General features: G+C 58.5%; 31 protein-coding genes, 1 tRNA gene, 2 other RNA genes and 1 pseudogene. 25 read left to right on the top strand and 10 right to left on the bottom strand.

Annotated features, from left to right (window positions below):
* Window positions 1-2: 2 nt before the first annotated feature.
* From CPA42_RS13195 to CPA42_RS07340, 3 genes are all read left to right on the top strand, one after another.
* Window positions 3-398, top strand: coding sequence for a 3-isopropylmalate dehydratase small subunit (locus CPA42_RS13195; RefSeq protein ID WP_002519403.1), 396 nt, complete (start codon window positions 3-5; stop codon window positions 396-398).
* Between the two features lie 153 nt (window positions 399-551).
* On the top strand, window positions 552-1,274 hold the full coding sequence (locus CPA42_RS07345) for a lysophospholipid acyltransferase family protein (RefSeq protein WP_002520170.1): 723 nt from the start codon (window positions 552-554) through the stop codon (window positions 1,272-1,274).
* A 48-nt stretch (window positions 1,275-1,322) separates the two neighbouring features.
* The gene (locus CPA42_RS07340; RefSeq protein WP_002515351.1) at window positions 1,323-2,420 is read left to right on the top strand and encodes a D-alanine--D-alanine ligase family protein; all 1,098 of its coding nucleotides are present in this window, start codon (window positions 1,323-1,325) and stop codon (window positions 2,418-2,420) included.
* 12 nt (window positions 2,421-2,432) lie between these two features.
* Here the strand turns inward: CPA42_RS07340 and CPA42_RS07335 are convergent, their stop codons facing one another.
* Entirely contained in the window at window positions 2,433-2,888 is a 456-nt protein-coding gene (locus CPA42_RS07335) for a DUF3515 domain-containing protein (protein ID WP_002515347.1), read from the bottom strand.
* Between the two features lie 42 nt (window positions 2,889-2,930).
* Here CPA42_RS07335 and CPA42_RS07330 point away from each other — a divergent pair, with 42 nt between their 5' ends.
* Entirely contained in the window at window positions 2,931-3,893 is a 963-nt protein-coding gene (locus tag CPA42_RS07330; protein WP_002515338.1) for a thiamine-phosphate kinase, read from the top strand.
* Between the two features lie 14 nt (window positions 3,894-3,907).
* Here CPA42_RS07330 and CPA42_RS07325 read toward each other — a convergent pair whose 3' ends face one another.
* Complete coding sequence (locus tag CPA42_RS07325; protein ID WP_002519406.1) at window positions 3,908-4,198, bottom strand: hypothetical protein; 291 nt, start codon at window positions 4,196-4,198, stop codon at window positions 3,908-3,910.
* 19 nt (window positions 4,199-4,217) lie between these two features.
* Between CPA42_RS07325 and CPA42_RS07320 the strand changes: the two genes are divergently transcribed.
* Window positions 4,218-6,584 (top strand): FtsK/SpoIIIE family DNA translocase, encoded by a 2,367-nt coding sequence (locus CPA42_RS07320; RefSeq protein ID WP_002519407.1) that lies wholly within the window; start codon window positions 4,218-4,220, stop codon window positions 6,582-6,584.
* A 61-nt stretch (window positions 6,585-6,645) separates the two neighbouring features.
* Here CPA42_RS07320 and CPA42_RS07315 read toward each other — a convergent pair.
* Window positions 6,646-7,425: pseudogene (locus CPA42_RS07315) on the bottom strand (DUF805 domain-containing protein).
* A 70-nt stretch (window positions 7,426-7,495) separates the two neighbouring features.
* Window positions 7,496-7,569, bottom strand: a tRNA-Val gene (locus CPA42_RS07310).
* Window positions 7,570-7,669: 100 nt separating this feature from the next.
* Here CPA42_RS07310 and prfB point away from each other — a divergent pair.
* The 16 genes from prfB to CPA42_RS12910 all read left to right on the top strand — a co-directional run bounded on the left by prfB (window position 7,670) and on the right by CPA42_RS12910 (window position 19,972).
* Window positions 7,670-8,776: a peptide chain release factor 2 gene (prfB, locus tag CPA42_RS07305; protein ID WP_002515349.1), complete on the top strand. Its 1,107-nt coding sequence runs from the start codon at window positions 7,670-7,672 to the stop codon at window positions 8,774-8,776.
* Window positions 8,777-8,787: 11 nt separating this feature from the next.
* On the top strand, window positions 8,788-9,474 hold the full coding sequence (gene ftsE, locus CPA42_RS07300; protein ID WP_002515344.1) for a cell division ATP-binding protein FtsE: 687 nt from the start codon (window positions 8,788-8,790) through the stop codon (window positions 9,472-9,474).
* A gap of 33 nt (window positions 9,475-9,507) precedes the next feature.
* Window positions 9,508-10,410 (top strand): permease-like cell division protein FtsX, encoded by a 903-nt coding sequence (ftsX, locus tag CPA42_RS07295; protein WP_002515352.1) that lies wholly within the window; start codon window positions 9,508-9,510, stop codon window positions 10,408-10,410.
* Between the two features lie 45 nt (window positions 10,411-10,455).
* Complete coding sequence (gene smpB, locus CPA42_RS07290; protein WP_002515350.1) at window positions 10,456-10,938, top strand: SsrA-binding protein SmpB; 483 nt, start codon at window positions 10,456-10,458, stop codon at window positions 10,936-10,938.
* Between the two features lie 98 nt (window positions 10,939-11,036).
* Window positions 11,037-12,095, top strand: coding sequence for an N-acetyl-gamma-glutamyl-phosphate reductase (gene argC, locus CPA42_RS07285; RefSeq protein WP_002515346.1), 1,059 nt, complete (start codon window positions 11,037-11,039; stop codon window positions 12,093-12,095).
* 11 nt (window positions 12,096-12,106) lie between these two features.
* Entirely contained in the window at window positions 12,107-12,916 is an 810-nt protein-coding gene (locus tag CPA42_RS07280; protein ID WP_002519410.1) for a bifunctional ornithine acetyltransferase/N-acetylglutamate synthase, read from the top strand.
* Complete coding sequence (gene argB, locus CPA42_RS07275) at window positions 12,913-13,845, top strand: acetylglutamate kinase (RefSeq protein WP_002516381.1); 933 nt, start codon at window positions 12,913-12,915, stop codon at window positions 13,843-13,845. Before CPA42_RS07280 ends, argB begins: the two co-directional genes overlap by 4 nt.
* A complete protein-coding gene (locus CPA42_RS07270) occupies window positions 13,838-15,052 on the top strand; it encodes an acetylornithine transaminase (protein ID WP_002519412.1) in 1,215 nt (404 codons plus the stop codon). Before argB ends, CPA42_RS07270 begins: the two co-directional genes overlap by 8 nt.
* 141 nt (window positions 15,053-15,193) lie before the next feature.
* The gene (argH, locus tag CPA42_RS07265; protein ID WP_002519413.1) at window positions 15,194-16,600 is read left to right on the top strand and encodes an argininosuccinate lyase; all 1,407 of its coding nucleotides are present in this window, start codon (window positions 15,194-15,196) and stop codon (window positions 16,598-16,600) included.
* Window positions 16,597-17,121 carry a DUF1707 SHOCT-like domain-containing protein gene (locus tag CPA42_RS07260; protein WP_002516418.1) on the top strand — a complete coding sequence of 175 codons (525 nt, stop codon included), beginning with the start codon at window positions 16,597-16,599 and terminating at the stop codon, window positions 17,119-17,121. The genes argH and CPA42_RS07260 overlap by 4 nt, the downstream gene beginning before the upstream one ends.
* A gap of 98 nt (window positions 17,122-17,219) precedes the next feature.
* The gene (locus tag CPA42_RS07255) at window positions 17,220-17,822 is read left to right on the top strand and encodes a DUF1707 SHOCT-like domain-containing protein (RefSeq protein WP_002516421.1); all 603 of its coding nucleotides are present in this window, start codon (window positions 17,220-17,222) and stop codon (window positions 17,820-17,822) included.
* Between the two features lie 28 nt (window positions 17,823-17,850).
* Window positions 17,851-18,221, top strand: a transfer-messenger RNA (tmRNA) gene (gene ssrA / locus CPA42_RS07250).
* A 475-nt stretch (window positions 18,222-18,696) separates the two neighbouring features.
* On the top strand, window positions 18,697-18,951 hold the full coding sequence (locus CPA42_RS07245; protein ID WP_002516388.1) for a DUF4234 domain-containing protein: 255 nt from the start codon (window positions 18,697-18,699) through the stop codon (window positions 18,949-18,951).
* Between the two features lie 3 nt (window positions 18,952-18,954).
* Window positions 18,955-19,095, top strand: coding sequence for a hypothetical protein (locus CPA42_RS12610; RefSeq protein ID WP_002547901.1), 141 nt, complete (start codon window positions 18,955-18,957; stop codon window positions 19,093-19,095).
* A 102-nt stretch (window positions 19,096-19,197) separates the two neighbouring features.
* Window positions 19,198-19,538: a transfer-messenger RNA gene (gene ssrA, locus CPA42_RS07240) on the top strand.
* Between the two features lie 206 nt (window positions 19,539-19,744).
* Entirely contained in the window at window positions 19,745-19,972 is a 228-nt protein-coding gene (locus CPA42_RS12910; protein WP_002520177.1) for an HNH endonuclease family protein, read from the top strand.
* 208 nt (window positions 19,973-20,180) lie between these two features.
* Here the strand turns inward: CPA42_RS12910 and CPA42_RS13400 are convergent, their stop codons facing one another.
* The 3 genes from CPA42_RS13400 to CPA42_RS07215 all read right to left on the bottom strand — a co-directional run bounded on the left by CPA42_RS13400 (window position 20,181) and on the right by CPA42_RS07215 (window position 20,924).
* Window positions 20,181-20,519: a ClbS/DfsB family four-helix bundle protein gene (locus CPA42_RS13400; RefSeq protein WP_008599889.1), complete on the bottom strand. Its 339-nt coding sequence runs from the start codon at window positions 20,517-20,519 to the stop codon at window positions 20,181-20,183.
* Entirely contained in the window at window positions 20,458-20,709 is a 252-nt protein-coding gene (locus CPA42_RS13395) for a ClbS/DfsB family four-helix bundle protein (RefSeq protein ID WP_002516402.1), read from the bottom strand. Before CPA42_RS13395 ends, CPA42_RS13400 begins: the two co-directional genes overlap by 62 nt.
* A 65-nt stretch (window positions 20,710-20,774) precedes the next feature.
* Entirely contained in the window at window positions 20,775-20,924 is a 150-nt protein-coding gene (locus CPA42_RS07215) for a hypothetical protein (RefSeq protein ID WP_002517794.1), read from the bottom strand.
* A 258-nt stretch (window positions 20,925-21,182) separates the two neighbouring features.
* On the opposite strand from CPA42_RS07215, the gene CPA42_RS07210 reads away from it, so the two are divergent.
* Window positions 21,183-21,410, top strand: a complete 228-nt coding sequence (locus CPA42_RS07210) for a ribbon-helix-helix protein, CopG family (protein WP_002519420.1) — start codon at window positions 21,183-21,185, stop codon at window positions 21,408-21,410.
* Window positions 21,411-21,830: 420 nt separating this feature from the next.
* Here the strand turns inward: CPA42_RS07210 and CPA42_RS12905 are convergent, their stop codons facing one another.
* Genes CPA42_RS12905 through CPA42_RS07195 form a run of 3 tightly spaced genes read right to left on the bottom strand, consistent with a single transcriptional unit; the run spans window position 21,831 to window position 22,868 of the window.
* Entirely contained in the window at window positions 21,831-22,112 is a 282-nt protein-coding gene (locus CPA42_RS12905) for a hypothetical protein (protein WP_002520180.1), read from the bottom strand.
* Entirely contained in the window at window positions 22,112-22,498 is a 387-nt protein-coding gene (locus tag CPA42_RS07200; RefSeq protein WP_002519423.1) for a hypothetical protein, read from the bottom strand. Before CPA42_RS07200 ends, CPA42_RS12905 begins: the two co-directional genes overlap by 1 nt.
* Window positions 22,437-22,868 carry a hypothetical protein gene (locus CPA42_RS07195; protein WP_002519424.1) on the bottom strand — a complete coding sequence of 144 codons (432 nt, stop codon included), beginning with the start codon at window positions 22,866-22,868 and terminating at the stop codon, window positions 22,437-22,439. The genes CPA42_RS07200 and CPA42_RS07195 overlap by 62 nt, the downstream gene beginning before the upstream one ends.
* Window positions 22,869-22,894: 26 nt before the next feature.
* Between CPA42_RS07195 and camp1 the strand changes: the two genes are divergently transcribed.
* The 3 genes from camp1 to mtrA all read left to right on the top strand — a co-directional run bounded on the left by camp1 (window position 22,895) and on the right by mtrA (window position 25,605).
* A complete protein-coding gene (gene camp1, locus CPA42_RS07190) occupies window positions 22,895-23,752 on the top strand; it encodes a CAMP factor pore-forming toxin 1 (protein ID WP_002516415.1) in 858 nt (285 codons plus the stop codon).
* A gap of 499 nt (window positions 23,753-24,251) precedes the next feature.
* On the top strand, window positions 24,252-24,830 hold the full coding sequence (locus CPA42_RS07180) for a YqgE/AlgH family protein (RefSeq protein WP_002516393.1): 579 nt from the start codon (window positions 24,252-24,254) through the stop codon (window positions 24,828-24,830).
* 64 nt (window positions 24,831-24,894) lie between these two features.
* A complete protein-coding gene (mtrA, locus tag CPA42_RS07175; RefSeq protein WP_002516390.1) occupies window positions 24,895-25,605 on the top strand; it encodes an MtrAB system response regulator MtrA in 711 nt (236 codons plus the stop codon).
* Window positions 25,606-25,617 lie beyond the last annotated feature (12 nt).

Raw genomic sequence — 25,617 nt, 5'->3', positions numbered from 1 at the left:
GTGTGGTGCCGGCCGTCGAAGACTTTGAGGACGAGGTAGCTCGCAGCGCAGCGTTTGGAGTACATGGATTTGACCCCGACGAGATCGGTTCCCGGTTTGCTGACATCTTTCGCAATAACTCTGCGAACAACGGCTTGTTACTGGCTCAGGTTGATCCCAAGGTCGTCGGAGAGTTGTGGGACTTTGCCGAGCAGCATCCTGGTGAGCAGCTCACCCTCTCCCTCGAGAATCGGACGATTAACCTTCCGGGTCGCACGACCTACCCGTTCCATATTGATGACGTCACGCGTCAGCGTCTGCTGGCCGGTCTTGACGCCGTCGGCGAGACCCTAGAACACGCAGACGATATCGCCGCATATGAGGCACATCGGCCGTCCTTCATGCCGACTACGTCTTGACCTGGCGCGCCTATCGATCAACTAACCCGGTCGATGATCGCTCGCAGAATCGACGAATCGGTAGGGTAGGGTAATCTAGCTCATTCAGGAGGGACAACCGTGGCTTTGCCCGCCGTGACTAACCCAGCCGACGCCCCCGGATTGATTTTCCGAATGGGGGTAGGGACGTTGTATCCGCTGGCTCGTATCCTGACGCGGTTTGATCATCACGGTGGCGAGAACCTTCCTGGCCCCGGGCCGGCGCTCATCGTCAGCAACCACATCTCGAATTACGACCCAGTCGTGCTGGGGGCTTTCCTTGTCGCCAACGGACGGTGGCCGCACTGGCTGGCGAAGAAAGAGCTGTTTTCAGTGCCGATCGTCGGCTGGGTGGCCTCGGCTAGTGGACAAATCCCGGTCGACCGGAAAGGTCCCAACCCGGCCAAGGTCCTCCACGACGCTAAGGCAGCCCTCGATAAGGGCATGACGGTCGTGATGTACCCCGAGGGTACGATCACCGCTGATCCGCTTCACTGGCCCATGACAGGACGCACAGGAGCGGCACGTCTGGCGCTGGAGACGGGTGTCCCCGTCATTCCAGTTGGACAATGGGGACCCCAAGAGGTCATGGGCTACAAGGAGATGACCTTCCCGAAACTGTGGCCGCGTAAGACCATGAAGCTGTACTGCGGCACCGATGTTGAGCTGTCAGACTTGCGAGGTCGTCACGACCTTGCGTCTGTCAGGGAGGCCACGAATCGGATCATGGACGCCATTGACGCCCAAGTTGCTCGGGCTCGGGGGGAGTTCCCACCGCCGGATCGCTACGACATGCGCAAAGGGGCACGTATTCCCAAGTCCATTGCTTCCGCGCGGCCAGTCGTCGACCCTCACTGAGGTACTGGCTCGGTAAGGTTGAGTGCCGTCATACGGAAAGGACCTCACATGAATCGCATCCACGTCGCTGTCATCTTCGGGGGGATGAGTTCGGAGCATTCGATCTCCTGCCTTTCGGCGGCGAACGTGGTAGCTGCGATTGACGCCGAACGATTCGATGTCTCCGGTGTCGGTATTAGCCCCGAGGGGATCTGGGTGCGATATGGGGCCGACGAAATCCTCGCTCTTCCCGGTACCGGACAACTTCCTACTGTCGAAGTGGGAGATCGTCCTCTGGTGTCGGTCAAACAGATGCCCGAGGGCACCTGCATCGTCGATACCGAGGGTAATGTCGATGCAGTCCAGGTGGTATTTCCAGTATTGCACGGACCATTCGGTGAAGACGGCACCATTCAGGGCCTGCTGGAGATGGCCGGGGTGCGATATGTCGGGTGCGGGGTGGCAGCCAGCGCTAACTGCATGGACAAGCACCTCACCAAGATGATCCTCTCGGAAGCTGGAGTATTGGTCGGACCCTACGTTGTCGTGCGTGATCATGAGTGGCGTGAGGACAGAAATGCTATCCTCAAGGCTGCATCTCGCCTGGAATACCCGGTATTCGTGAAGCCGGCCCGCGGTGGATCTTCGATCGGCATTTCTCGCGTGACAAGCCCAGAACACCTGGAAACTGCGATTGAGATGGCCCGCGAGCACGACAGCAAAGTCCTCATTGAGCAGGGGATTCGTGGTCGCGAGATCGAGTGCTCTGTCATTGATGGCCGTCATGGTGCTGCCCCTCGGGCCTCCGTGCCCGGTGAGATTGTCGTTCATGACCCTGACGGCTTCTATGACTTCGAAGCTAAATACCTCAGTGGAGAGCAGAAAGCATCCGTTCAGGCTCATGCAAATCTGGACGATGCGACCCGCAGACGGGTGCAAAAAGTCGCGATCAAAGCGTTCCAGGTGCTTGGCTGTGAAGGGCTTGCCCGTATTGACACGTTCGTCACCCCTGACGGCGCCGTTTACGTGAATGAGCCCAACACCATGCCCGGATTTACCCGCAGCTCAGGATTCCCACTTATGTGGCAGGCCAGTGGCATGACGTACGCCCAGATTGTCAGTGAGCTCATTGAGTTGGCTTTGGAAAGGCCCCTCGGCCTGCGCTGATCGGGGTGTATCTCACTGGCAAGCACGTACTTGGGGCATTTTCTTAATGGCTGCTGAAAGATCGACCAGGGCGTCCGCCTGCGGGGCGTAACTAGTCGGAACCGTCACCTCGATGTTGCCTGCTCTCCCAATAGTGGTGAATCGCCAGCCGTCGTCAATCTGCTCAGAAAACCATCCGACATCGTTGACGACGTCACAGGGTGACGTTGGTTGGAGGCCAGCAGGCTTGTCGACCCCGCAGCGCAGCACGATATGCGGATCACCCCAGGTTGCCACGGTCGTGTCGTGGTCGTTGAGCGTCGCCCCGGCAACCGTTTGCGGTAAATCTGCCATGACTGCTCGACACCCCGCCGCAGCAGGGCCGCTGGGAGAAGGATGGGCGATCGGCTCATCCTGGCCGGAGCAGGCAGTGGTCAGGAGGAAGACCACTAGCAGGGTTGCGACCGGGGATGCATGATAGATGCGCACATATTCACGCTAGCGCCGATGACCGGTTGATAAGGAGATCCCATGGCCACCACGACGACCATTTCCCAGGTAGGGGAGTTTCCCCTCATCTCCTCGATGGTCGGCGACTTGACGATGGGCCAGGCTGTCACTCTCGGCCCGGGAGACGATGGCGCGGTGTTCCAGGTAGACGGTTCCGCAGTTGTCTCGACCGACGTCCTCGTCGAGGAGGTTCACTTCCGGCGTCGATGGTCGACGGCGACCGACGTGGGCCGAAAGGCCGTCGCCGTCAACGTTTCCGACATCGAGGCAATGGGCGCCGTACCAGTAGCCCTCGTCGTCGGGTTTTCCGCTCCCGGTGATCTTCCGGCGTCCTGGGCCCGCGAATTCATGGCCGGGATGACCGCCGAGTCCCAGAAGGCAGGAGTCAGCGTCGTCGGTGGGGACACCACGGGCGGCCCGGTTGTCAGCATCGCCGTAACAGTTATCGGACAGACCGCTGGCATGGCACCTGTGCGTCGTGACGGTGCTGTACCCGGCGATGAAGTTGCGGTGATTGGCCAACTCGGTTTGGCAGCTGCCGGACTGGCCCTTCTCGGACGCGGTTTCCGTTCTCCACGTGCCGTTGTGGCTGCCCAGCGTTGTCCCGAGGTTCCCTACGGTCAAGGACGGGTGGCGGCTAAGGCTGGAGTACACGCCATGATTGACGTGTCGGATGGTCTGCTGGCTGATTTGGGCCATATCGCGGAGGCATCCGGATTCGCCATGGATATCGACACTGCGAAGCTGGATATCACCGAGTCAGTCCGCACCGTCGGTATGGCCACCGGTGTGGACCCGCTGACGTGGGTGCTTGCCGGTGGGGAGGATCATGCGTTGGCAGCGACTTTCGCTCCCGGCACTGTTCCGGATGGGTGGACCGTCGTCGGACGGGTCCTACCTCCCGATGAGGCACCAGATCCCACGGTTCTCGTTGATGGCCAAGTCTGGCAACAGGAACGAGGTTGGACCCACTTCCATTCCTGAGGTGGCGACGGCGTTTACAGTGCCGTCGAGTTTCGCGCCACGACTACCAATCCCGTGACTCCCCGCTTCACCTCTGGGCGGGTGGTGGCCATGGTTGATAACGTCAATGACATGGCGACCCGTGCGTCTTCCCCAGCGCGGCCCCGAAAGACGGCGGCGAAAAAATCGTCGCGTGGCTCGGGCGCGCGCTCGAACGGAAGCAACAAGAAAACGTCGGCCAGCTCGCGGAGCAGGTCGACGCCCTCCAGCGCGTCCACTTCCCCTAACCCGGTGGCCCAGGTGCTGTCAGCGACGTGGTCCGGCATTGCGAGGGGATTGGGAAGTATGATTCGTGGGATCGGTGGACGTCCTTCCGAACCTGATATCACTCATGACGGTACTGGCCTCGTGCTGTTGCTGCTGTCTGCCCTTGTCGCAGCTGGCTTTTGGTTCGACCTGCCGGGCGGGTTTGGCAATGGGTTGCGAATGGGAGTCTCGACGATCTTCGGGGCGCTGTCCTATGCCCTTCCGCTCTTCGGCCTAGCCGCGATGTGGCATACCCTGCGTCACCCAGTGACACTTGGGACCGGTGGACGCCAGGTGCTGGGCTGGGCTTGTTTCTTTCTTGGCTTACTTGGGGTTATCAATATTGCCCATGGCCTGCCGCGCCCCGATCATCCTGAGGTAGTGCGCGCCGCCGGCGGGATGCTCGGTTACATCTCCTCAAGTTTGTTCGCGGATCTGTTAACGAAATGGGTCGCTTTGCCGCTGCTCCTCGTCATGACGGCTCTAGGGGTGTTGCTGGTAGTGGGACGGCCGTTAATTGACGGTGTAACCCACATTCGTAGCGCTTCGCACCGGGCCGTGGTTAAGCCTCGTGAAATTGAGTCGCGTCGCGCCTATGACACCCCGCTGGTGGGGGATACCCTCGTCGATCACCGTGATGATGACGTCGATACCCAGCAGATGGATCCTGTTAAGGAGCGTCCTCGAAAGCGCAAGAGCAGTTCCGAGCGCACTAACGAGAGCCTTGACGCGATCTTTGATGCTGAAATTGTGGACGAGACGCCGTCGGCCTCAGCTGAGGAATCCCTGCCGCGTGACGTGCCGACGGACGATGAGCTGAATAAGGCGCGCACAACTGCCGGGTTGCCGCAGGGCTTTACCGTTCACGAACATACCGATCTCGAGCCGCCGGCTCATGAGCCGATGCCGGCCCGAGTGGAACAGTTGCAACTGTCCGGGGACATTGCCTACACCCTGCCGGCCTCGGAACTGTTGCGTCCAGGTTCAGTGCCGCAGGCGCGTACTGATGCCTCCGACGCTGTCGTTTCCAAGCTGTCAACGGTTTTCGACGAATTTGGTATCGATGCCCAGGTGACTGGCTATTCCCGTGGCCCGACGGTCACGCGATACGAGGTCGAGCTTGGTGCGGCCGTCAAGGTGGAGAAGGTCACCGCCTTGAGTAAGAATATCGCTTACGCTGTTGCTTCTCCCGACGTGCGTATCCTGTCGCCGATTCCTGGAAAATCCGCTATCGGTATTGAGATTCCAAACCGGGACAAGGAGGTCGTCTCCTTGGGCGACGTGCTGCGCTCTTCGAAGGCTCGCAATGATCACAATCCGCTGGTCGTCGGCCTGGGTAAGGATGTCGAGGGCGGATTTGTTATAGCCAACGTGGCCAAGATGCCCCATCTGCTAGTCGCTGGTGCCACTGGTTCCGGTAAATCGAGTTTCGTTAACTCCCTCATTACCTCGGTCATGATGCGAGCTACTCCTGACGAGGTGCGGATGATGCTCGTTGACCCCAAGCGGGTGGAGCTGACCCAGTATGAGGGGATTCCACACTTAGTGACGCCCATTATTACCAGCGCCAAGAAGGCCGCCGAAGCTCTGCAATGGGTCGTGCGTGAGATGGACCAGCGCTATGACGACCTGGCTGCGTTCGGATTCCGTCACGTCAAGGACTTCAATAAAGCTGTACAGGCTGGCGAGGTCACCTTGCCTCCGGGATCGGAACGGGTCTTGGCTCCCTACCCGTACCTGTTGGTCGTCGTTGACGAGCTGTCCGATCTCATGCTGGTAGCCCCTCGTGATGTTGAAGATTCCATCGTTCGTATTACCCAGTTGGCACGTGCTGCCGGTATCCACTTGGTGTTGGCTACTCAGCGTCCATCGACCGATGTGTGCACCGGCCTCATCAAGGCCAATATTCCGTCTCGGTTGGCTTTCGCGACCTCCTCAATGACCGATTCGCGAGTCATTTTGGACCAGCCGGGTGCCGAGAAGCTCGTTGGCCAGGGCGATGGGCTCTTCCTGCCGATGGGTGCTTCGAAGCCAGTGCGTGTGCAGGGAGCGTGGGTGTCTGATTCCGAGATCCATCAGGTTGTCTCCCATGTCAAGTCCCAGATGGAGGCTCATTATCGCGACGATGTCGCCGCCCCGACGGCCGCGATGAAGGTGGCTGAGGATATCGGTGACGACATGGAGCTTGTGCTGGAAGCGGCGAAGCTCGTGGTCGAGCTGCAACTGGGATCGACGTCAATGTTGCAGCGTAAGTTGCGTGTGGGCTTTGCTAAGGCGGGCCGACTTATGGACATCCTCGAGACCCGTAATGTCGTCGGGCCGTCTGAGGGGTCTAAGGCGAGGGACGTTCTGGTCAAGCCTGATGACCTTGACGACGTGTTGGCCAATTTGCAGGCGGAGGGTTGAGCGATGATGTGGGGGAGGGTCCGAGCACTTGGCGCGGACCCTCCCCCACATGAACCCTGGATCACTCGGTGACGGGCAGAGGCTCCTTGTCGTACTTCTTCCATGCTTCGGGATGAGAATCCGAGATGACGAAGATAAGAAGGATGATATTGACGACGAAGATGGCGACGAAAAGAACGATGCCGATCGTCAGTAGCGCCATAGATGGTTTCCCGTCATTTGCGGCGGCGGATACAAATGCGAGAATCATCATGATCGCGGACACGATGCCGCAGAGAGTCGGTGCCATGACCCACCATCCCGAGTGGTTGACGTCGTGGAGACGGCGCACCGTGAGGGCGAGGCAAGGAATAATAATAGCGAGTAGCCAAGCAAGGGGCAGCATCGTGAAGATGACGCCGGATGTCGACATGGCGGAGAATTCGGTCGTGGAGTTCGAGGTAATGGCCGACATGAGACCGACGCCTTGGAGGATGGGCATGAGCGCCTGTATCGCGACGGCGATGATGAAGTTGAACAGAACGGTCCACCAGTACTCTGAGCGGGAGGCGCGGCCTCGAAAAACCGCATAGTTCTTGAAGAACAACTTGATGGCCAAGCCGAAGTCGACGTACGGGCGGCGATGATTCTCAGCTACTGGAAGGCCGCTCGAGTAGGGGGCGGGCATCTGGTAGGGATTGCTAGGCTGTCCGTAGGGATCACGTCCGGCCTCGCTCGGCCACCCTGAGACACCGGCCTCATCGGGTCAGTGTGGATTGTTCGGCTCCGTCATATGGACACCTCTTTTCGTGTGGTTGATACTGGCGGGATGCACGGTATCGTAAAAACGTTTAATGTCCATAGTTAATGCAGAAGCATGGACACCGTGGGCTGGAATGCCGTGCACTTGGCACGGCCATTCATTGTGGAAGTGGGCGCAGCCGGGCTCGAACCGGCGACCTCCAGCGTGTAAGGCAGGCGCTCTGACCAACTGAGCTATACGCCCCAGGTGCACCTACTCTACCGATTTATCACGTGAAGCACACTTCCCGGGTGGAGAATCATCGCACCGGAGTTGTCGCCACGTCCCTGTAGAGTTGCTCAACGTGGCATTGGTAGACCTTCAGCAGACCGTTGAGGACCTCGACGCATCCCTGTCCTCGATTGAGAATGTTCTCGATCCGGAGGCTAAGAAAGCGGAGATCGCGGACCTCGAGAGGCAGGTGGCCGTTCCCAATCTCTGGGACGACCAAGAGAATGCGCAGCGGGTGACTTCTCGACTGTCGGCCCTGCAGGCTGAGATTGAACGTCTGGAGCGGTTGCGCGCGCGGATCGAGGATGTCCACGTGCTGTTGGAATTCGCGGCTGCTGATGACGACAAGGAATCCCTAGCTGAGGCGACGACCGAGACGGTTAAGCTTCGTGAGGAGATTGACGCTCTCGAGGTGAGGACCTTGCTGTCGGGGCAATACGACGAGCGCGAGGCCGTCGTCACGATTCGTTCAGAGGCTGGCGGTGTTGACGCTGCCGATTTTGCGGAGATGCTGCTACGCATGTACCTGCGTTGGTCCGAACGTCACGGCTACAAGGTTGAAATCCTCGACACTTCGTACGCTGAAGAGGCAGGCATTAAGTCGGCGACGTTCGTCGTTCATGCCCCCTTCGCCTACGGCACTCTTTCGGTCGAGCAGGGCACCCACCGTCTGGTGCGCATTAGTCCCTTCGACAACCAGGGGCGCCGTCAGACATCCTTTGCCGGTGTCGAGGTGTTGCCCGTCGTTGAGGAGACCGACCACGTCGACATCCCAGAGTCCGATCTGCGCGTTGACGTCTTCCATGCCTCGGGCCCTGGTGGCCAGGGTGTGAATACCACCGACTCTGCCGTTCGTCTGACACACCTTCCGACCGGCATCGTAGTGAGCTGTCAGAATGAGCGTTCCCAAATTCAGAACAAGGCCGCCGCCTTGCGAGTTCTTCAGGCCAAGCTGCTTGAGAAAGCCCGTGAGGAACAGGAAGCCGAAATGAATTCATTGAAGTCGGAGGGCAACTCTTGGGGAGCCCAGATGCGCTCCTACGTGCTGCATCCCTACCAAATGGTCAAGGATTTGCGTACGAATCATGAGGTCGGTAACACTGATGCCGTCTTCGACGGAGATATCGACGACTTCATCGACGCTGGTATTCGTTGGCGTCGCAAGAACGAAACCGACTGACGGGGACAGACGTGATCACCTTCGATAGTGTCACAAAGACATATACCGGGCAGAGCCAAGCGGCTCTATCTGACGTCAATGTCGACATCGACAAGGGGGAGTTCGTTTTCCTCGTGGGTCAGTCCGGATCAGGGAAGTCGACCTTCATCCGACTCATCTTGCGTGAGTACCGACCCACCCGCGGCACCCTGTATGTCGCCGGGAAGAATCTTAACCAGTTGAGGTCGTGGAAGGTGCCCGCGTTGCGTCGCCAGATAGGCACGGTCTTCCAGGACTTCCGCCTGCTTCCGAAGAAGACGGTCTATGAGAACGTCGCCTTCGCGATGCAGGTTATCGGCAAGCCGACGAAGGAGATTCGCAGCGTCGTCCCCGACACCCTTGAATTGGTTGGCCTTGATGGTAAACAAAAGCGGATGCCCGACGAACTTTCCGGTGGCGAGCAACAGCGCGTCGCTCTGGCTAGGGCTTTTGTTAACCGCCCCAAGATCCTCATCGCAGACGAGCCCACTGGAAACCTTGATCCGGATACTGCAGTGGGCATCATGAAAGTGCTTGATCGCATTAATCGCACTGGCACGACGGTCGTCATGGCTACCCATGATTCGACGATTGTCGATCAGATGAGGCGGCGAGTGATCGAACTCGAGTTCGGACATGTTGTCCGGGACGAGAACGAGGGCGTCTACCGTAATTCTTGAGATCCCCGACACGAGTACAGAACGAGGAAGTACATGCGTCACACCTTGCGAGAGACGTGGTCTGGACTACGCCGCAACGCAGCGATGACCCTGGCCGTCGTCGTCACCATGTGGGTGTCCCTGTCCCTATTCGGGGCGGCTCTGTTGGCCACCCAACAGGTCGATCTGCTCAAGGGCAAGTGGTACGACAAGGTCGAGGTATCGGTCTTTCTGTGCGTCGATGGTGTTCCTGGGGCCCAATGCTCAGGCGAGAAAGCTGCCACCCAGGCCCAAAAGGACGCCATCCGTGAGGCATTGGAGTCAAACCCGCAAGTTTCCCGCGTCTACTACGAATCCAAGCATGAGGCGTTCGAAGAGTATCAGCGTATCTATGCTGATTCTCCGGTGCGTGACGTCTTGACAGAGGACACCATCCAGGACTCGTATCGTGTCAAGCTGGTTGACCCTCAGCAGTACCAGGGGGTGGTGACGGAGGCTCAAAGTCTGCCGGGAGTGCAGTCGGTTGTCGACTTACATAACGTATTGGACCCGATATTCCTGTGGATGAATGCTCTGAGATGGGTCACCTTTGGGATGTCTGTGCTTCTGCTCGTTGCGGCAGCCTTGCAGATTGGTAACACGATTCGGATGGCGGCTTTCTCCAGACGTCGAGAATTGGGAATTATGAAACTTGTAGGTGCGTCCAACACCTATATCCTCATGCCTTTCCTCCTTGAATCTCTCATCGCAGGGCTTCTTGGCGCGCTGCTTGCCTGTGTGACCCTGGCTTTGGGCGCTGATGTGGTCGTCATGCGTAAAATGGCGCATTCTATTACGACGTTGGCATGGGTTGGATGGCCCCAGGTGTGGAAGTCCATCGCGTGGATGGTTGTCGTAGCAGTCGTGCTATCTGTGGCGCCAGCCTACGTTGCAACAAAGAAGTACCTTAGAGTCTAATTTCTTCGTATAGGATGAAAGATCCTGTGTCGAAGGAGGTTTGTCATGCCCAGGGAGCAGGGGGTCAGGGTCGTCGCGCGTAACCGACGCGCCACCCATGACTACACCATCGGTGACACATGGGAGGCCGGGCTCGTTCTGCAGGGAACCGAGGTGAAGTCCCTGCGGGCTGGCAAGGCCACGTTGACTGATGCTTTCGCTCAGGTCGATGAACGCGGTGAGGTGTGGATGTATAACCTCCATATCCCCGAATATGCCTTCGGAACATGGCGAAATCACGACGTGATGCGCAAGCGCAAACTCTTGCTCAATAAGCGTGAGATCGCCAAGCTGTCTCGCGAGGCGGACGGCCCGGGCAAAACGATCGTTCCGTTGCAGCTCTACTTCAAGGACGGCTACGCCAAGGTCGAGATTGCCGTTGGCACCGGTAAGAGGGACTGGGATAAGCGCCAGGCGATCCGCGAACGCGATGCCAAGCGTGAAGCTCAGCGAGCTCTGGCAAATCGGGTGCGCAACCGCAAACGCTGAATCTTTGATGGCCGCCGTCGCACGTATAGGTGCGGGGTGGCCGTTCTCGATCACATTGTGAGTCGGGGTTGGTCTCGTGGGCGATCGAGTGTATAAATATGCACATGAGCGCAAAAGGATTCACTGTTGCCGTCGCCGGAGCTTCCGGGTATGCGGGAGCCGAAGTCGTGCGCCTGCTGTCAGGGCATCCCGCGTTTACGATGGGAGATCTTGCTGCGCACAGCCAGGCTGGACTTCCATTGGCGCACGTCATGCCTCACCTTGTCGGTGTGGCTAAGGAGCGAACCCTTTCCGAGATCGACGTTGAGCGTCTCGCCTCCCACGACGACGCCGTCGTGCTGGCCTTGCCTCATGGGGCTTCCGGGCAGATTGTCCAGGAGCTTGTGAAGATGAATCCCGACCTTGTCATCGTCGATGCTGGAGCGGACTTTCGGTTGTTATCAGCGTCAGACTGGCAGCGTTGGTACGGCAGTGACCACGCTGGTACCTGGACGTATGGACTTCCCGAGCTGCCACGAGCTGAGGGCGGCTCGCAACGTGACATGCTGTCAGGTGCAACCCGCATCGCTGCGCCAGGGTGCAATGCCTCCGCGGTTGCCCTGGGACTGGCACCCCTCGTCGGCCTTGTTGACATTTCTCAGTCGACAGCCACCCTTATAGTTGGGACATCCGGTGCTGGAAAATCCAGTCGTCCAGATCTCACATTCTCCCGAATGAGTGGGGGAGCCCATCCCTATTCGGTTGGTAACGCTCATCGTCACATTCCTGAAATTCTGCAGTCACTTCGCATGGCGGGAGCTGAGAAACCGCACCTGAGCGTTAGCGCCGTGCTGGTGCCGATGACCCGGGGAATTCTCGCCGTGTGCACCGCACCATCACAGGCTTCCTCTGATGATTTACTCGCGCGGTTGCGCGAGGTCTATGGTGACGAGCCACTCATTCACGTCACTAACGCCTACCCCGATACCCATGACGTCGTCGGGTCCGCTATGACGCACATCAATGCTGTGGGCGATCCTGATAACGGCCTTGCCACCATCGTTGTCGCTCTGGACAACCTTGTTAAAGGGACGGCTGGTGCCGTCATTCAATGTCTCAACGTGGCCTTTGGTCTCCCCGAGACTACGGGGTTGCCTCTCATTGGTCTTAATCCGTGACAGGAGGATTCATGTCGGTCACCTATCCACTCGGATTCCGCGCCGGGGGTATTCAGGCCGGGTTGCGAACCACCCCAGGCCTGGACCTTGCACTCATCGTCAACGATGGACCCGCCGACGTCGTTGCCGGGGTATTCACAACAAACCGCGTGTGCGCTGCGCCGGTCCAGTGGTCGCGTCATGCCACTGCCGACCACAAGGCTCGTGCTGTCATTGTCAACGCGGCTGTCGCTAACGCCTGTACCGGGATCGATGGCTTCGCCGACTGTGACATCACCTTCAGTCGGGTTGACTCCGATGCCTGCATGTCGACCAATGACACAGTTGTCGCTATGGCCTCGGGGGCTTCCGGTATCAGCCTGACGGGTGATGAACTTACCGACGCACTCACCGAGCTGTGCGCCATCTTGGCTCGCCAGCTTGTCGCAGATGCTGAGGGATCCCACCACGATGTCAAAGTGACCGTTACAGGTGCCATCAGTACCGAAGCTGCTGTGGCGGTGGCCCGGGAGGTCACGCGTTCCAACCTCGTCAAAACGGCTATCGCAGGAAATGACCCCAACTGGGGTCGCATCCTCGCGGCGATCGGATGTGTTCCCGAGAATGTAGCTCCCTTCGATCCCGACCAAGTGGATGTGTCTATCAATGACATCCAGATCTGTAAGGCCGGGGGTATCGGGGAGGACCGCAACCTCGTCGATATGAGGCCACGAGAGGTTCACATCGATATTGAGCTGCATGCGGGTGACGCCGAAGCTGCGGTATGGACCAATGATCTGACCCACCAATACGTCGAAGAGAATAGCGAGTATACATCATGACCCTTGCTCTTGACATCCCCCTCAACGACACCCAGTTCTCGGCTCAGCGGAAATCTGAGGTCCTGGTAGAAGCGCTGCCTTGGATCAGGCGGTTTCAGGGCCGCACTGTCGTCGTGAAATATGGCGGCAACGCGATGGTTGATCCCGGCCTGCAGCAGGCCTTCGCCGACGACATTGTGTTTATGGCCTCTGTGGGGATTCGCCCTATTGTCGTCCACGGTGGTGGCCCTCAGATCAATGCGATGCTTGCTGAATCTGCTACCCCAGTGGAGTTCCGTAATGGTTTGCGGGTGACATCTCCGGAGGTCATGGAGGTTGTCCGGATGGTGCTCGTCGGGCAGGTGGGCCGTCAGCTCGTTAATCGAATCAACGCCTATGCGCCGCTAGCAGCTGGCATGTCAGGTGAGGACTCTGGACTTTTGTCGGCCCGGAAGTCGCGGGTAATTGTTGATGGCGAGCAAATAGACATGGGTTTGGTGGGAGACATCGTTGACGTCAACATCGATCTCGTTATCTCTATGCTTGATCGCGGTCAGATTCCGGTCATTGCACCGGTGAGTCCCGAGGTTGACGCGGCTGGTCGTCCCACCGGACAGGTTCTCAACGTCAATGCCGACACTGCCGCCACCGCTATTGCTCAGGCACTACGTGCGGAAAAGCTCGTCATGCTGACAAACGTCGCTGGTATTTATGGCACCTGGCCTGACCCTCACACTCTTATCTCTGAGGTCTCCGCGAGTGATTTGCGTGCCATGATTCCGCGTCTAGGTGAGGGTATGCGTCCGAAGGCGCAGGCTCTGCTTGATGCCATTGACGGCGGGGTCTCGAGTGCTGCGATTGTAGACGGACGCATTGAACACGCCCTTTTGCTGGAGATTTTCACTACCAGGGGCGTCGGAACAATGGCACGCAGCGACGACTATGTCTGAGAGGATGACGATGGCGGAGCAACAAACGAACGGCAATTGGCAAGAGCGCTACCGCAATGCACTTCTCGGCGTGTTTGGCAATCCTCAGCTGTGCCTAGACCACGGCCAGGGTTGCGTCGTTGTCGACAATGATGGCAAGGAATACCTGGACTTGCTGGGTGGAATTGCGGTCAACGCCTTGGGATATGCCCATCCAGCGTGGGTCGAGGCTGTGAGCCATCAGTCAGAGACACTGGCTCATGTCTCGAACTTTTTTACCACGGGGCCCCAGCTGGATCTCGCAGAAAAACTCCTCGCACTGGCGAAAGCACCAAAGGGGTCGGCAGTGTTTCTCTCGAACTCTGGTACTGAAGCCAATGAGGCGGCCATCAAGATCTGTTTGGCTCGTAAAAACGGACGTATCATCGCCCTTAATCATGCTTTCCACGGTCGTAGTCTCGGCGCTCTTTCGTTGACCCACAAGATCGCTTACCGTCAACCGTTCGGTCCCTCGGCTGTCGATGTCACCTTCATAGCTCCCGAAGACCCAGACGCATTAGCTAGTGAGCTAGACAGGGGCGATGTTTCCGGGGTCTTTATGGAACCCATTCAGGGTGAGGCTGGGGTCGTCCCCTTGTCGGATGAATACCTACAGCAGGTACGCGAGCTGACGGCCTGCCACGATGTCCTCATGGTCGTCGACGAGGTGCAATGTGGCATGGGACGTACCGGTCGCTGGTTTGCGCACCAGAGCGCCCACATCACCCCCGACGTGATGACTATGGCGAAAGCACTGGGAGGCGGCTTTCCTATCGGTGCGACGATGGCGTTCGGATCGGACGTATCTGGGATCCTCGCAGCCGGGCAGCACGGGACTACCTTCGGCGGCAACCCGCTAGCTTGTGCTGCGGCGTTAGCGGTCATTTCTACGATCGAATCCGATGATCTACTGACTCACGTCCGTCAGATCGGCACCTTGATGTCGACCGCGCTGCGCCAAAGTCATCCGCGCATTACAGAGGTACGGGGTACCGGTGCTCTCCTTGGCGTCCAGTTCGATTCGGACATCGCCGCCGATCTTGTCGCGGCTGCCCGCCATGCTGGGTTCATCGTCAACGCTGTTAACCCATCGACACTGAGGTTGGCCCCGCCCTACATCCTCACGAAGGCGGAGGCCGAGTCCTTCATCGCTGCCCTTCCCCGTCTCATTGACGCGGTGCAGGCCTGACGATCCTCCTTGATGCCGTGGGATGGGGTTTGAAGACGGTGTGAAGGACGGTAGGTAAGCTGAAAATCCCCGACAGAGGAGTTCTTTGTGACCACCGAACCGTACGACCATTCTCAGAACAACGCCCAGGCCGATCGCCCGATGGCGCTGTGGGGTGGACGATTCTCTGGCGGCCCGTCTGAGGCGCTGGCGGCGCTGTCAGTCTCCACCCAATTCGATTGGCGACTAGCCCGCCACGACATTGCTGGATCGAGTGCTCACGCCGGGGTACTTCATGCCGCAGGTCTCCTCGATGACGATCAGTACGAGGGGATGATGAAGGCTCTTAACGCCTTGGAGGAGGACGTTGTTTCGGGCCGTTTCGTGGCTCAGCCAGAGGACGAGGATGTCCATACTGCTCTGGAGCGCGGTCTCATGGAGCGTGCCGGGAAAGATCTCGGAGGACGGCTACGTGCCGGGCGTTCCCGCAACGACCAGATTATTGCTCTGCTGCGTCGCTACCTTCGTGAGGAAGCCCGCAGTCTTGCTGGGGAGCTTCTGGGACTCGCTCATGTGCTAAGTCGACAAGCCGAGGACGTCGGTGACGCGGTTATCGCTGGTCGTACCCACATGCAGCACGCCCAGCCGGTGTTGCTGGCTCACCAGCTGCTGGCCCACGCGTGGCCGCTGCTCCGCGACGTGCAGCGTTTTCGCGATCTCGATGCGCGACTGGATTGTTCGCCATACGGATCCGGGGCACTAGCAGGATCATCATTGGGTCTGGATCCAGAGGCGGTTGCACGTGATCTGGGGTTCTCGTCGTCAGTCCCGAATTCCATTGATGGTACTGCGGCTCGAGACGTTGTTGCTGAGTTCGCCTTCGTTGCCGCCCAGGTCGGAGTCGACTTATCGCGGTTGAGTGAAGAGATCATCATCTGGAATACCCGCGAGTTCGGTTACGTCACTCTCGACGATTCCTTCTCGACGGGTTCATCGATCATGCCGCAAAAAAAGAACCCGGACATCGCTGAGCTTGCCCGCGGCAAGGCAGGGCGTCTCATTGGTGATCTTGCCGGTCTCATGGCTTCCCTTAAGGGCCTGCCACTGGCCTACGCCCGTGACCTTCAGGAGGATAAAGAGCCGGTTTTCGACCAGATTGACCAGCTCCACCTGCTGTTGCCAGCTATCACTGGAATGGTGGACACCGCCGTGTTCAACACCGATCGCATGGCCGAGATGGCTGGTCAGGGGTTCTCATTGGCTACCGACGTTGCCGAGTGGTTGGTACGCCAGGGGGTTCCCTTCCGGGTCGCCCACGAGTTGTCCGGGGCTTGCGTGCGCGAGGCAGAGTCTCAGAATAAGGAGTTGGCCGATCTCACCGACCAGGAACTTACCGCGATCGATCCCCGTCTAACCCCGCAGGTGCGCGAGGTCATGACAGTTCAGGGGTCAGTACGCTCTCGGGCCGGACGCGGTGGGACCGCGCCTGAGCGCGTCGCTGAGCAGATCACCGAGCTGCGCGAGGCCATTGCGGGCTTGCGCAGTTTCGGAGAGGCCGAAACCCGATGAATTGGGGGACCGACGACTCGTCGCTGCGGGTGACGAATGAGCAGCGAGACCGGGTTCTCGACCACATCAACGACGCTTATGCCCACGGTGCCATTGACGATATGGAGCGAGAACGCCGCACTGAAACCGCATTATTGGCGCGAACTCGCTGCGAACTCGACGAGAGCTATCGCAATCTGCCGTCCTTCAAGCCCTCCGTCCCCGAGGGGATCAGGACACCATTGCCGGACATCCCGGACAAAAGGCCTACGACGGGAGTCGGGCTGTGCGGTCTGTCAGCTCTGGTTAGTGGTCCGATTGGACCGGCTGTCGGTTTCGCGCTGACGGCTCAAGGGTCATGGGCGCACAGCAAGATCAAACTCCAGCTGGTGACCCAGATCGTATTCTTCGCCTTCGTGGCAGGCTTTGGTATAAGCCCGACGGGCTTTGGCTTGAATCACCGGAACGCGGGCTTCCTGTCACTGATCTGGACGGTGGTCACGATTGTGCAGGCAGTTCGAGGGTTCAAAGGGCAAGACTGAGACACAGGTATCGCGGTTGTGGGCGGCACCTATGACCACGGTCTACCTCAAGGTGAGTTCGGTTGGTTAGGCCTTGCTGTCGGTTCATCCTGGAAAGCATGAACAGTTGGCAGACGTGGCAAACCGGAAAAGATGGCTGGCTTGTCAACGACGTCGACCGTGATCGAGTCGTGGCCTTCTTGCGCGATGCCTACGTTGACGGTCGGCTCTCGCCCGACGACTTCGACGATAGGGTGACTCGCGCTTTGGGGGCGGTGACTCGCGCTGATCTCAATGCCGCCCTGACCGGACTAGCGGTCGTCGGTGGACAGGCTCACGGTTCGCGTATCGCCGCAGGCGAGACGTTGGCAGCTGGCGTCATTGGGCTGTCCCCATTGTTCCTTGGGCCTCTTGGGCCGATGCTGGGAGTTGCTATCTCGCCACGGGGGTCCTGGATACGTCGTCAGGCGGCCCAACAGGCCAATTTCCAGCTCGTCGCGCTGCTCCTGGCGATAGTGGTATTGGGAGTTGCCGTCAAAACGAACCTCATGATCGTGACCTTCCCATTCGTCGGTATGGCGTGGTTCGCTGGCACGATCATGCACGCTGCTAAAGCATTCGAGGGAATTGAGTGGACGAACCCCCTCCTACGGGTGATCCCGCTGAGATTTTTCGATGATGGACGACGGCGTGCGGTAGGTTCGTTAAGTCGTGGTCGATGAGATACACTTAACCAACACAACTCAACAGGGGGATGACTGGTTTCGACTTGGAATGGTTGTTCCAGGAGAAGCGGGCCGAGGACCCAGGGTCAACTCGTTAACGATCCTTGGAAACCTATAAGTGCCGAGAACACTCGCACTGACTTCGCTCTCGCTGCCTGATCAGTGATCGAAGGGTCAGCCCGGATGTAGCCTTCCGTCCGGATCCTGGCCTCGTTTAGAAGGCTTGCCGTACAGCTGTGGTCACGGGGGCTGTACGGGACGTTTCCGTGACTGGGCTTGTCTGCACCATGTCGGTGTGAGTGCAGGAGCCGAGCAATAACGACAGCATCGACTGCGCCCGGAGAATGTCTGGACGGTCTTTCAAGGACGCGGGTTCAATTCCCGCCATCTCCACTAGAGGGGAGTGTTGAACTCTGCAGCCGGAGTCAGCATTTTCTCATTTTGTCTACATGAGATTTCTGTGTGCGATCTCTTCTTCCCTGTTTTGTAGAACCGCGACGCTATGGTGGGAGTTTTTCGACCGGCGGAGTACTCCAGCAATGAGTCCTGTGTCTCATGCTCGCCCGTGCTGGCCTTCGCGTAGCGCTGGTTCAAGCACAGTGCGATGAATGGACAGGACTTTTACGGTCGCTTCGGTAAGGTAATCTGATTCTGGACATCGGAGATGTTCAGGTATCATTTCTTCCGAGGAGAAGAGAATTTCGTGTCATTCAATCCTGAATCCAATGTTCCTCCGCAGCGCGGCGAGGTTTCGTTCGCGTCCTAGCCGTATTCTGACCAGGATTGGCAGACCTATGGTCAGCCGTTGTCCTAAAGCCAGCAGCCATGTGACCCGCGCAGTGTCCCGCAGCCTTGCGCTCCGGCGTTTCAGATGGGCACTTTTGACACCAACCGGTCCCTGCTCAAGTACATTCTGCTGGGGATAATCACCTTCGGCATCTACGACGTCTGGGTGCTGGCCCGGGCCGGCGAGGACCTCAATGTCATCGCATCGCGGTGGGACGGCCGACGTACTATGAATTTCTGGCTCGTCGCCCTGGTGATCTCTCCGCTGACTATTGGAATTGCCATGTACATCTGGATGCATCAGGTCTGTGGGAGTATTGGGCGCGAACAGAATCGATGAGGCATGAAGTCTGGCGTGACGGCGGGGGATTTCTGGTTGTGGGCAGTGTTGGGCGGGTTCATCATCGTCGGCCCGTTTATCTTCATGCACAAGTTCCTGCACGCCGTGAATGCGCTGGCTGCCGACTATAACGTGCGCGGCTGACGTTGTCACTGATGCGGATCATGCTGTGGCGGTGCCAGTGACAGGGCCGATATCCTGATCAATTCGGTTGGCGTCAGCGCAGTGATAGCCGAGCTGTAGTGCAGCGTTTTCCGGACGGTTGTTCCAGGAGAAGTGGGGTGAGGGCCCAGGGTCAACTTGTTAACGATCGTTGGGAATCTATAAGTGCCGAGAATACTCGCACTGACTTCGCTCTTGCTGCCTGATCAGTGATCGAAGGGTCAGCCCGGATTCTGGTTTCGTTGCGATGACTTGCCGCCCAGTTGTTGTCGTGGTGACTGGGCGGAATTATTTCTACGATCGAGTTTGTTTGCACCATGTCGGTGTGAGTGCAGGAGCCGAGCAATAACGACAGCATCGACTGCGCCCGGAAAATGTCTGGATGGTCTTTCAAGGACGTGGGTTCAATTCCTGCCTCTCCACTAGGCAGAGACCCGCAGGCGCTTCTCGGTGACCCGTTTAGGGACTTGCCGTTCGTAGAAGGCGGTGAGCATGCCGGTCAAACCCAAACGCCTCTGCTCCCACCCTGGCTGTCCCGATTTCACTTCTGACGGATTCCGCACCGCGTACGTCAAAGCCGAGGACGTTTGTTACCGACGCTTTCAATGTGACTCGGCAATTAACAAGCGTTATGACCACCGGTGGCGTGAGCGTCCGGGACGCTCACGCCACGGCTCATCCGTTGTGCGAGCACTGCGTAGCGGTAGGACGGGTAACACCCGTGCAAGATGTGGGCCACGCCATCCCTCTCGAGAGGGATGGCGGCCATGACAAGGCGAACTTGAGGCCGTGCCACTCAGCCAAGACTGCCCGTGAGGACGTTTGGTGGAGGAAGGCTCCGCGCGTCTACTTCTACTAATGCGGCGCCGTTGCGCCATGTCTCGCGGGCCTCAACTTTGTGAGCTTCTGGGGCCAGTTCGCGCGACGTGGCGCATCCTCACGGCGTTGGTGAGAGGTTGGGGCCGTCGGGTCTTTAGAGTTGGCCGGCTCCTCAACGAGTGGGGCCAGCCACGCACAAACCCCGAATTCAAACATGATATTGGCCCTTAGCGGGTCAAGAAGCGACGTTAGCGTGCGAGGATCCTCGCGTAGGTGCGGGTTTTCTTGGCCGCCCACTCGTAGTGGGAACTGGTCGCCGACACAAAGTAGGAACCCAAGCTGGTCGTCCCCGTCCACCCGAAGTGCTTCTTGGTGAACAGCTCGTCGTTACTGAAACCTTTAATAATACCGAGTACGTGCTGGTGTGATGCCGCCAAGAGATCGCGAGCTGCTTCGTAGGTCGTATTCTGATGTTGGCGGACGAACTGTTCGTTGAGCGCGGCGTAGTTACGCCATGTGTACGGTTCAGGAGAGGGTGCCAGCCTGATTGGCACTGACCCATACGGTGACGAGATTGTGCCATTCATGCAGGTGGATCACGACGTCACGTAGGCACTTGTCGCGCTGCCAATGTGCCTCAGTACCGCCTGTCAACAGCGCTGCCGGGAATGGCGCGTGGGCTTGCTCGGGAGTGAATCCGTCCCACAGCGTCGTGAGCTTCTTGAAGGAGGCACTCGCTGCGGCCAGCAGTTCGCTCTTCGTCGTCGGTCTGGGCATGCGATCATCCTAAACGACCTGAACCGCACGGGCAGGATGGACTGGAGGCACCCTCGGCGCCGTGATCACGTGTGCAGGCCAGCTTTGAGGGTAAATCCGTGGTCCAGCTGTCGCGCGATACCGGTATCGAATACGTCACCCTTGGCCGCTATCTTCGGGTCAACGAGACCTGCCGATATCCGTGGTCTACCGGTGGCTCTCCATTTGGCAGTCAACGTTAAATCTCTTGTCCACGAAGCCGGGCAAAAGATGGGATGGACAGTCGAATAGAGAGGCCTCGGTCGTTTTGATAGCGCTCATGAGGCCACTTTATCGGCGTGGTAGTCGTCATCATCTTGAGTTGTGTCTTGCATAACCTTGATTGTGTAGGTCATATTTGGGGTGCGGAGTTGAGGTTCACGCAGGCACCGGGTCGGCAAGGCTCACGTGCGTCACGTCGTTGCTACTTGTGAACCCACTCCGATTGTCACCAAGTGTGGAGACGAAGGGCGGTCGTACATCGGGCCGACGAACTCGTTGAGGCGGCCACTGAGGCCCGCGGTGCGGGTAGGCCATCGCTGAGTTCCCCCGGCGTGCGTTCGCCGTCGGTGACCGTGCGGCTTCCCCAAGGACTCAACGCCAAGCTCGACCATGAAGCTGCGCGCACTGGGAAGCGACGCTCCGAGATTGTGCGTGAAGCGCTCGAAGCTGCGCTCGCATGAGGACTAGCCCCCCAACACCTGATACGCGCAGGTTAACGGCGCTCATGCTGCCGCCGCCTCGTCGGAGTCGATGAGGTCGGCAAAATCGTCGGTGCTGCCGTGAAGCCAGTGCAGGAAGGACAAGCCCTTCATGGTGACACGGATTGTGGGTGCGTGAGCCTCGAGTTCGCCTGTGCGATGGTTGAGGAATGGGCTGGAAAGCTTGTGGGCGAGCCTGCAGTTGTCGATTTAGGTCTGGTAGGCGTGCCGTTGTTTACGCTCGCCTGACCGATAGGGCGGTCATGTCCATCCTGCCAGTTGTCGCGTCGAGCACGGCGACGAAGGTCTGGAGAATGTCTTGAGGGCGCGTTCACTCTCACCAGTCTAAAAAGCCTTGTCAGTCATCATTTTACCTTCCTTGTGATGTCGAAGAGCTTGGATTCAAGGCGGCCTGGTTCTCGAGCGCGTAGTACCAGATGGGTCATAGGGCGTCCTGATCTTCCACATTTTGGTGGCGAGGTTCTTGACAGTGGAGATGTTCGATGCCTGCTGTTTCAACGTGCTGTTCTGGTTTTGCGTCATGCGGATATCGCGGGCCATTGCTGAATGGATGCCTTGATGAGTTTCGTGATCTGACTGATGTTGGCATGGTGAGTTCGTCTCCTTCTGGCTAGGTTGGGTGTCCTTGCATGATGGCCATGAACCTGTCCTAGCGGAGCCCATCAAGGTCCGGGGTCGTCGTCGTGGTCGGACTTGTGAGGCGCCGAACTGTATATTCCCGCCATATCGGCCCGTATTTGGGCGGTGGAAAGCTTGCGAGTGGGGACATGGTGACGGGTGCAAATGTCGCGCGCGAGAATGCGGTCTTCTCTACGGCACCCACATCTGGGTGATAACCACTGCTCGTGGATATAGGCATGTGGCCGGCTGGCAAATGAGGCATCGGAGTTGCTGTTGGAGCATATTTCTATGCTGATGTAATGGGTATGTAGGCGGGCGTGATGGACGACTGTATCCTCGAGTATACATCGAACCTCCATGGATATGTTACCCATGTAATGGGCAGGGGTGGATCGAGTTGTTGAGGTGACATATTCTGCTACTGGCACCGCTTGCCCTAATAAGGGCGACAATAGGAATCCAGCATCGGGGCATCGTGAGTGAAGTGCCGGCTGTTCTGGGATAGATTGTGGTGGCCTTCGTGATGACAGGGTGGAACATATATCGCGGCATTTCCTCCTCTCTTAGGTTGACTAGAAAGGAGATGTGACACCCATCGTCCTGGGTCTGACAAGGGTAGACGCTATAGCTTAGAAATGTACATAAGTAAGATGTTTCTCGCAATGAAAGACGATATGTCACGAGCTTCCTGGTGCTGTTTCCCGACATGGAACTGTTAGTTTGAATCAATTTTGAACTGAGGACGCCAAGTTGACCCCCTGGTGTGCAACGATGCTTCTTGCTTGCAGTTGCGAGCAATTGTTCCCGATGAAAGGAACCCACAAATGAAGGTTAAGTTCTTAGCAGCGCCGCTGATTGTTGGTGCCTTGATGGCGCCGGCAGCTTTCTCTGGAGCGACAGCTCATGCTGCCCCGGTTGCCCCCATAGTTGCGGTGAGCGCCACTCAGCCCAATAAGACCCTTTCTGTTGCGGAAGCGCAGAAGGAGCTGCAGGTTGTCAATGCCCGTATTGCCTCGCTTCTGGATACCCAGAAGAGCGCAAAGGAAGCCTTCGCGCCCGCGAACGTCCTCAATATCATTGGCAAGCTCCTGGAGACGGCCAGACGGATCAAGGAAGCACTCGTCAACGTGATCAAGGGTGGGATTGCTTTCCTTAAGTCGATCCCCACTCGTGTCGAGTTGCTGGTAACGATGGTCGATACCGTCAACGGCGCAGCCCACACCTTGCAGGACAAGGCCCAGCCAGCCCACTCCCACGTGTTCCTTGAGTTGGTCCACGCCAGTGTGCTACTGGTGACCGTGAGCGCCACTAGCGATCAGCTGAAGGACGAAATGGCGGCTGTGAAGAAGGCTCTTGCGGAGGCTCAGAAGATGCCTGACCTCAAACCCAACGATGTGGCCACCTTCTACACCAAGACCAAGCTGTCCCGTGTGCTTCGCCAGATTCGTTTCGATCGCAACACCTGCGTGCTGCCCTTTAAGCGCTTGGGCACCATTTACTTCATGAGCCGTGCCCTGCTCAAGGCTACTGGTGTGCTGATGGAACCGCTGGTGCGTGTTTCCGAGGTCGATCAGGCCATCACGGACGTCAAGGCTGCCTACCAGGATGCCCTCAAGGCTCCCAACAGGTTGCTGACTCCGGCAGTGCCGTCCGTCTGCCTGCCTGCTCCGGCCGCCTCCTGATGCTGTTGTCCTGACACTTGCATCGAAATCATTTACGGCATGGGCCCATTCCTCTTGAGGGGTGGGCCCATGTTCGTGTTCACAGTCTCTTCTCCTCCGGGCTCGATTGAGGTGTCGGAGTGGGGCGCATGGTCACGTCCCGCCACGACGCCGGATGCGTCATCGCTGAAATGAACTACGGGGTGACTGGATACGCACCCAAGTGATGAAATACCTTGCCCTTTTTGGCTTTCGAAATCCGCTGGTCCAGCCGGGTCGGCGGGGACGGAATGCCTGTCGGTGTTATCGGGTCCTCGGCTCCCCTTTGGTATCCCGAGTGGGCTTATTGGCCCTGGCACATCTACGTCCCGAACTGGCCCCAGCTCACACCCCTGCGGGGCGTGGCGGCAACCCGTCGACGGCCTGGCACGTCGCATCGAGGTGGAATCGGGGTCGGCCTGTGATTATCTTAAGAGTCCGTTGACGATCGTGCCCCGGTTCCCTGCCCGTGGGTGACACAATGGACCTCGTGATACTCGCGAACCCTCTCAAGGTCGGTGACTTGCTTGTGGCAAGTCGCCAAATTGACGAGGGTATTTTCTACGAATCCGTCGTTTATCTCATCGACGTTGCTCTTGATGGCGTCCTTGGAGTTATCGTCAACCAACCATGCACAGCGGGAACCTTGCACAGACAACTTCCTGGCTGGGTGCATTTAGCTACCCCGCCGCAGGATCTCTTCCTCGGCGGTCCGATGTCGCCAAATGGGGCCATCTGCCTGGCCCGAGTGCAACGCTCGAGTGAGGAACCTCCCGGATGGCGACGTGTCCAAGGACTAACTGGTCTGCTCCACCTCGACACCCCGACTGAACTTGTGGAAGGTGCGTTCACCGACGTCCGGATCTTCGCGGGATACGCCGAATGGGTGCCCGGCCAGCTAGAGGCCGAACTCATTCGCGGAGACTGGATCAGAGCCGTGGCTCACCCCGAAGACATCTTCTCCTCTGAGCCGCGAGGTTTATGGCGGGCGGTGCTGCATCGTCAGAACGGCCCCGCGGCGTTGCTCGCAACGGCGACCGACACCCCTGCCCTCAACTGATCACCGGCCAGGAGTATGGGGGCTACCATATGCACCATCTCAGAATCCAGTCAGGAGGTCCACGGTGGACGCCGCCGGTGATCATGGGCCGATTCTTGTCGTTGACGACGACGCGGCCCTAGCGGAGATGCTTCAGCTTGTCCTCATCAAAGAAGGGTTCTCGACGGCAGGGGTCGGGCACGGCAGTGATGTCATGGACGTATTCCGCGAGCACCGGCCCGCCCTGGTCCTTCTCGACCTCATGCTGCCCGGGCGTGACGGTATCCGGATCTGTCAGGACATCCGACGTGAGTCAGGCGTCCCGATCATCATGCTCACTGCCCGCACTGACACCCCTAATGTCGTCCAAGGACTTGGTGCTGGAGCCGACGACTACGTCTGTAAGCCGTTCCGGTCCGCCGAGCTCATTGCTCGTATTCGTGCCCGGTTGCGCACACCCGTTTCCCGGCGTGAGGAGGGCGAGGTCATTACCGTCGGGGATTTGACCATTGATCCCGTTGCCCATCTGGTTCAACTAGGAGGCGAGGAGATCTCACTCACTCCGTTGGAATACTCCCTGCTCGTTACGATGGCCCAATACCCCAATAGGGTATTTAGCAGGGAGACCCTGTTGCGTGAGGTATGGGGATACACCAACATCACCGATACTCGGTTGGTCAACGTCCATGTGCAGAGACTGCGTTCCAAGGTGGAGCGCAACGCGGACCACCCCCAGATGATCGTCACTGTTCGTGGCATCGGTTACCGCATCAACACCCCTGGGGAGGAAAGCTGATCACCCTGGCGG

Source organism: Cutibacterium acnes (genome assembly GCF_003030305.1).
Taxonomy (GTDB): Bacteria; Actinomycetota; Actinomycetes; order Propionibacteriales; family Propionibacteriaceae; genus Cutibacterium; species Cutibacterium acnes.
This window is presented reverse-complemented; position numbering and strand designations above follow the sequence as displayed.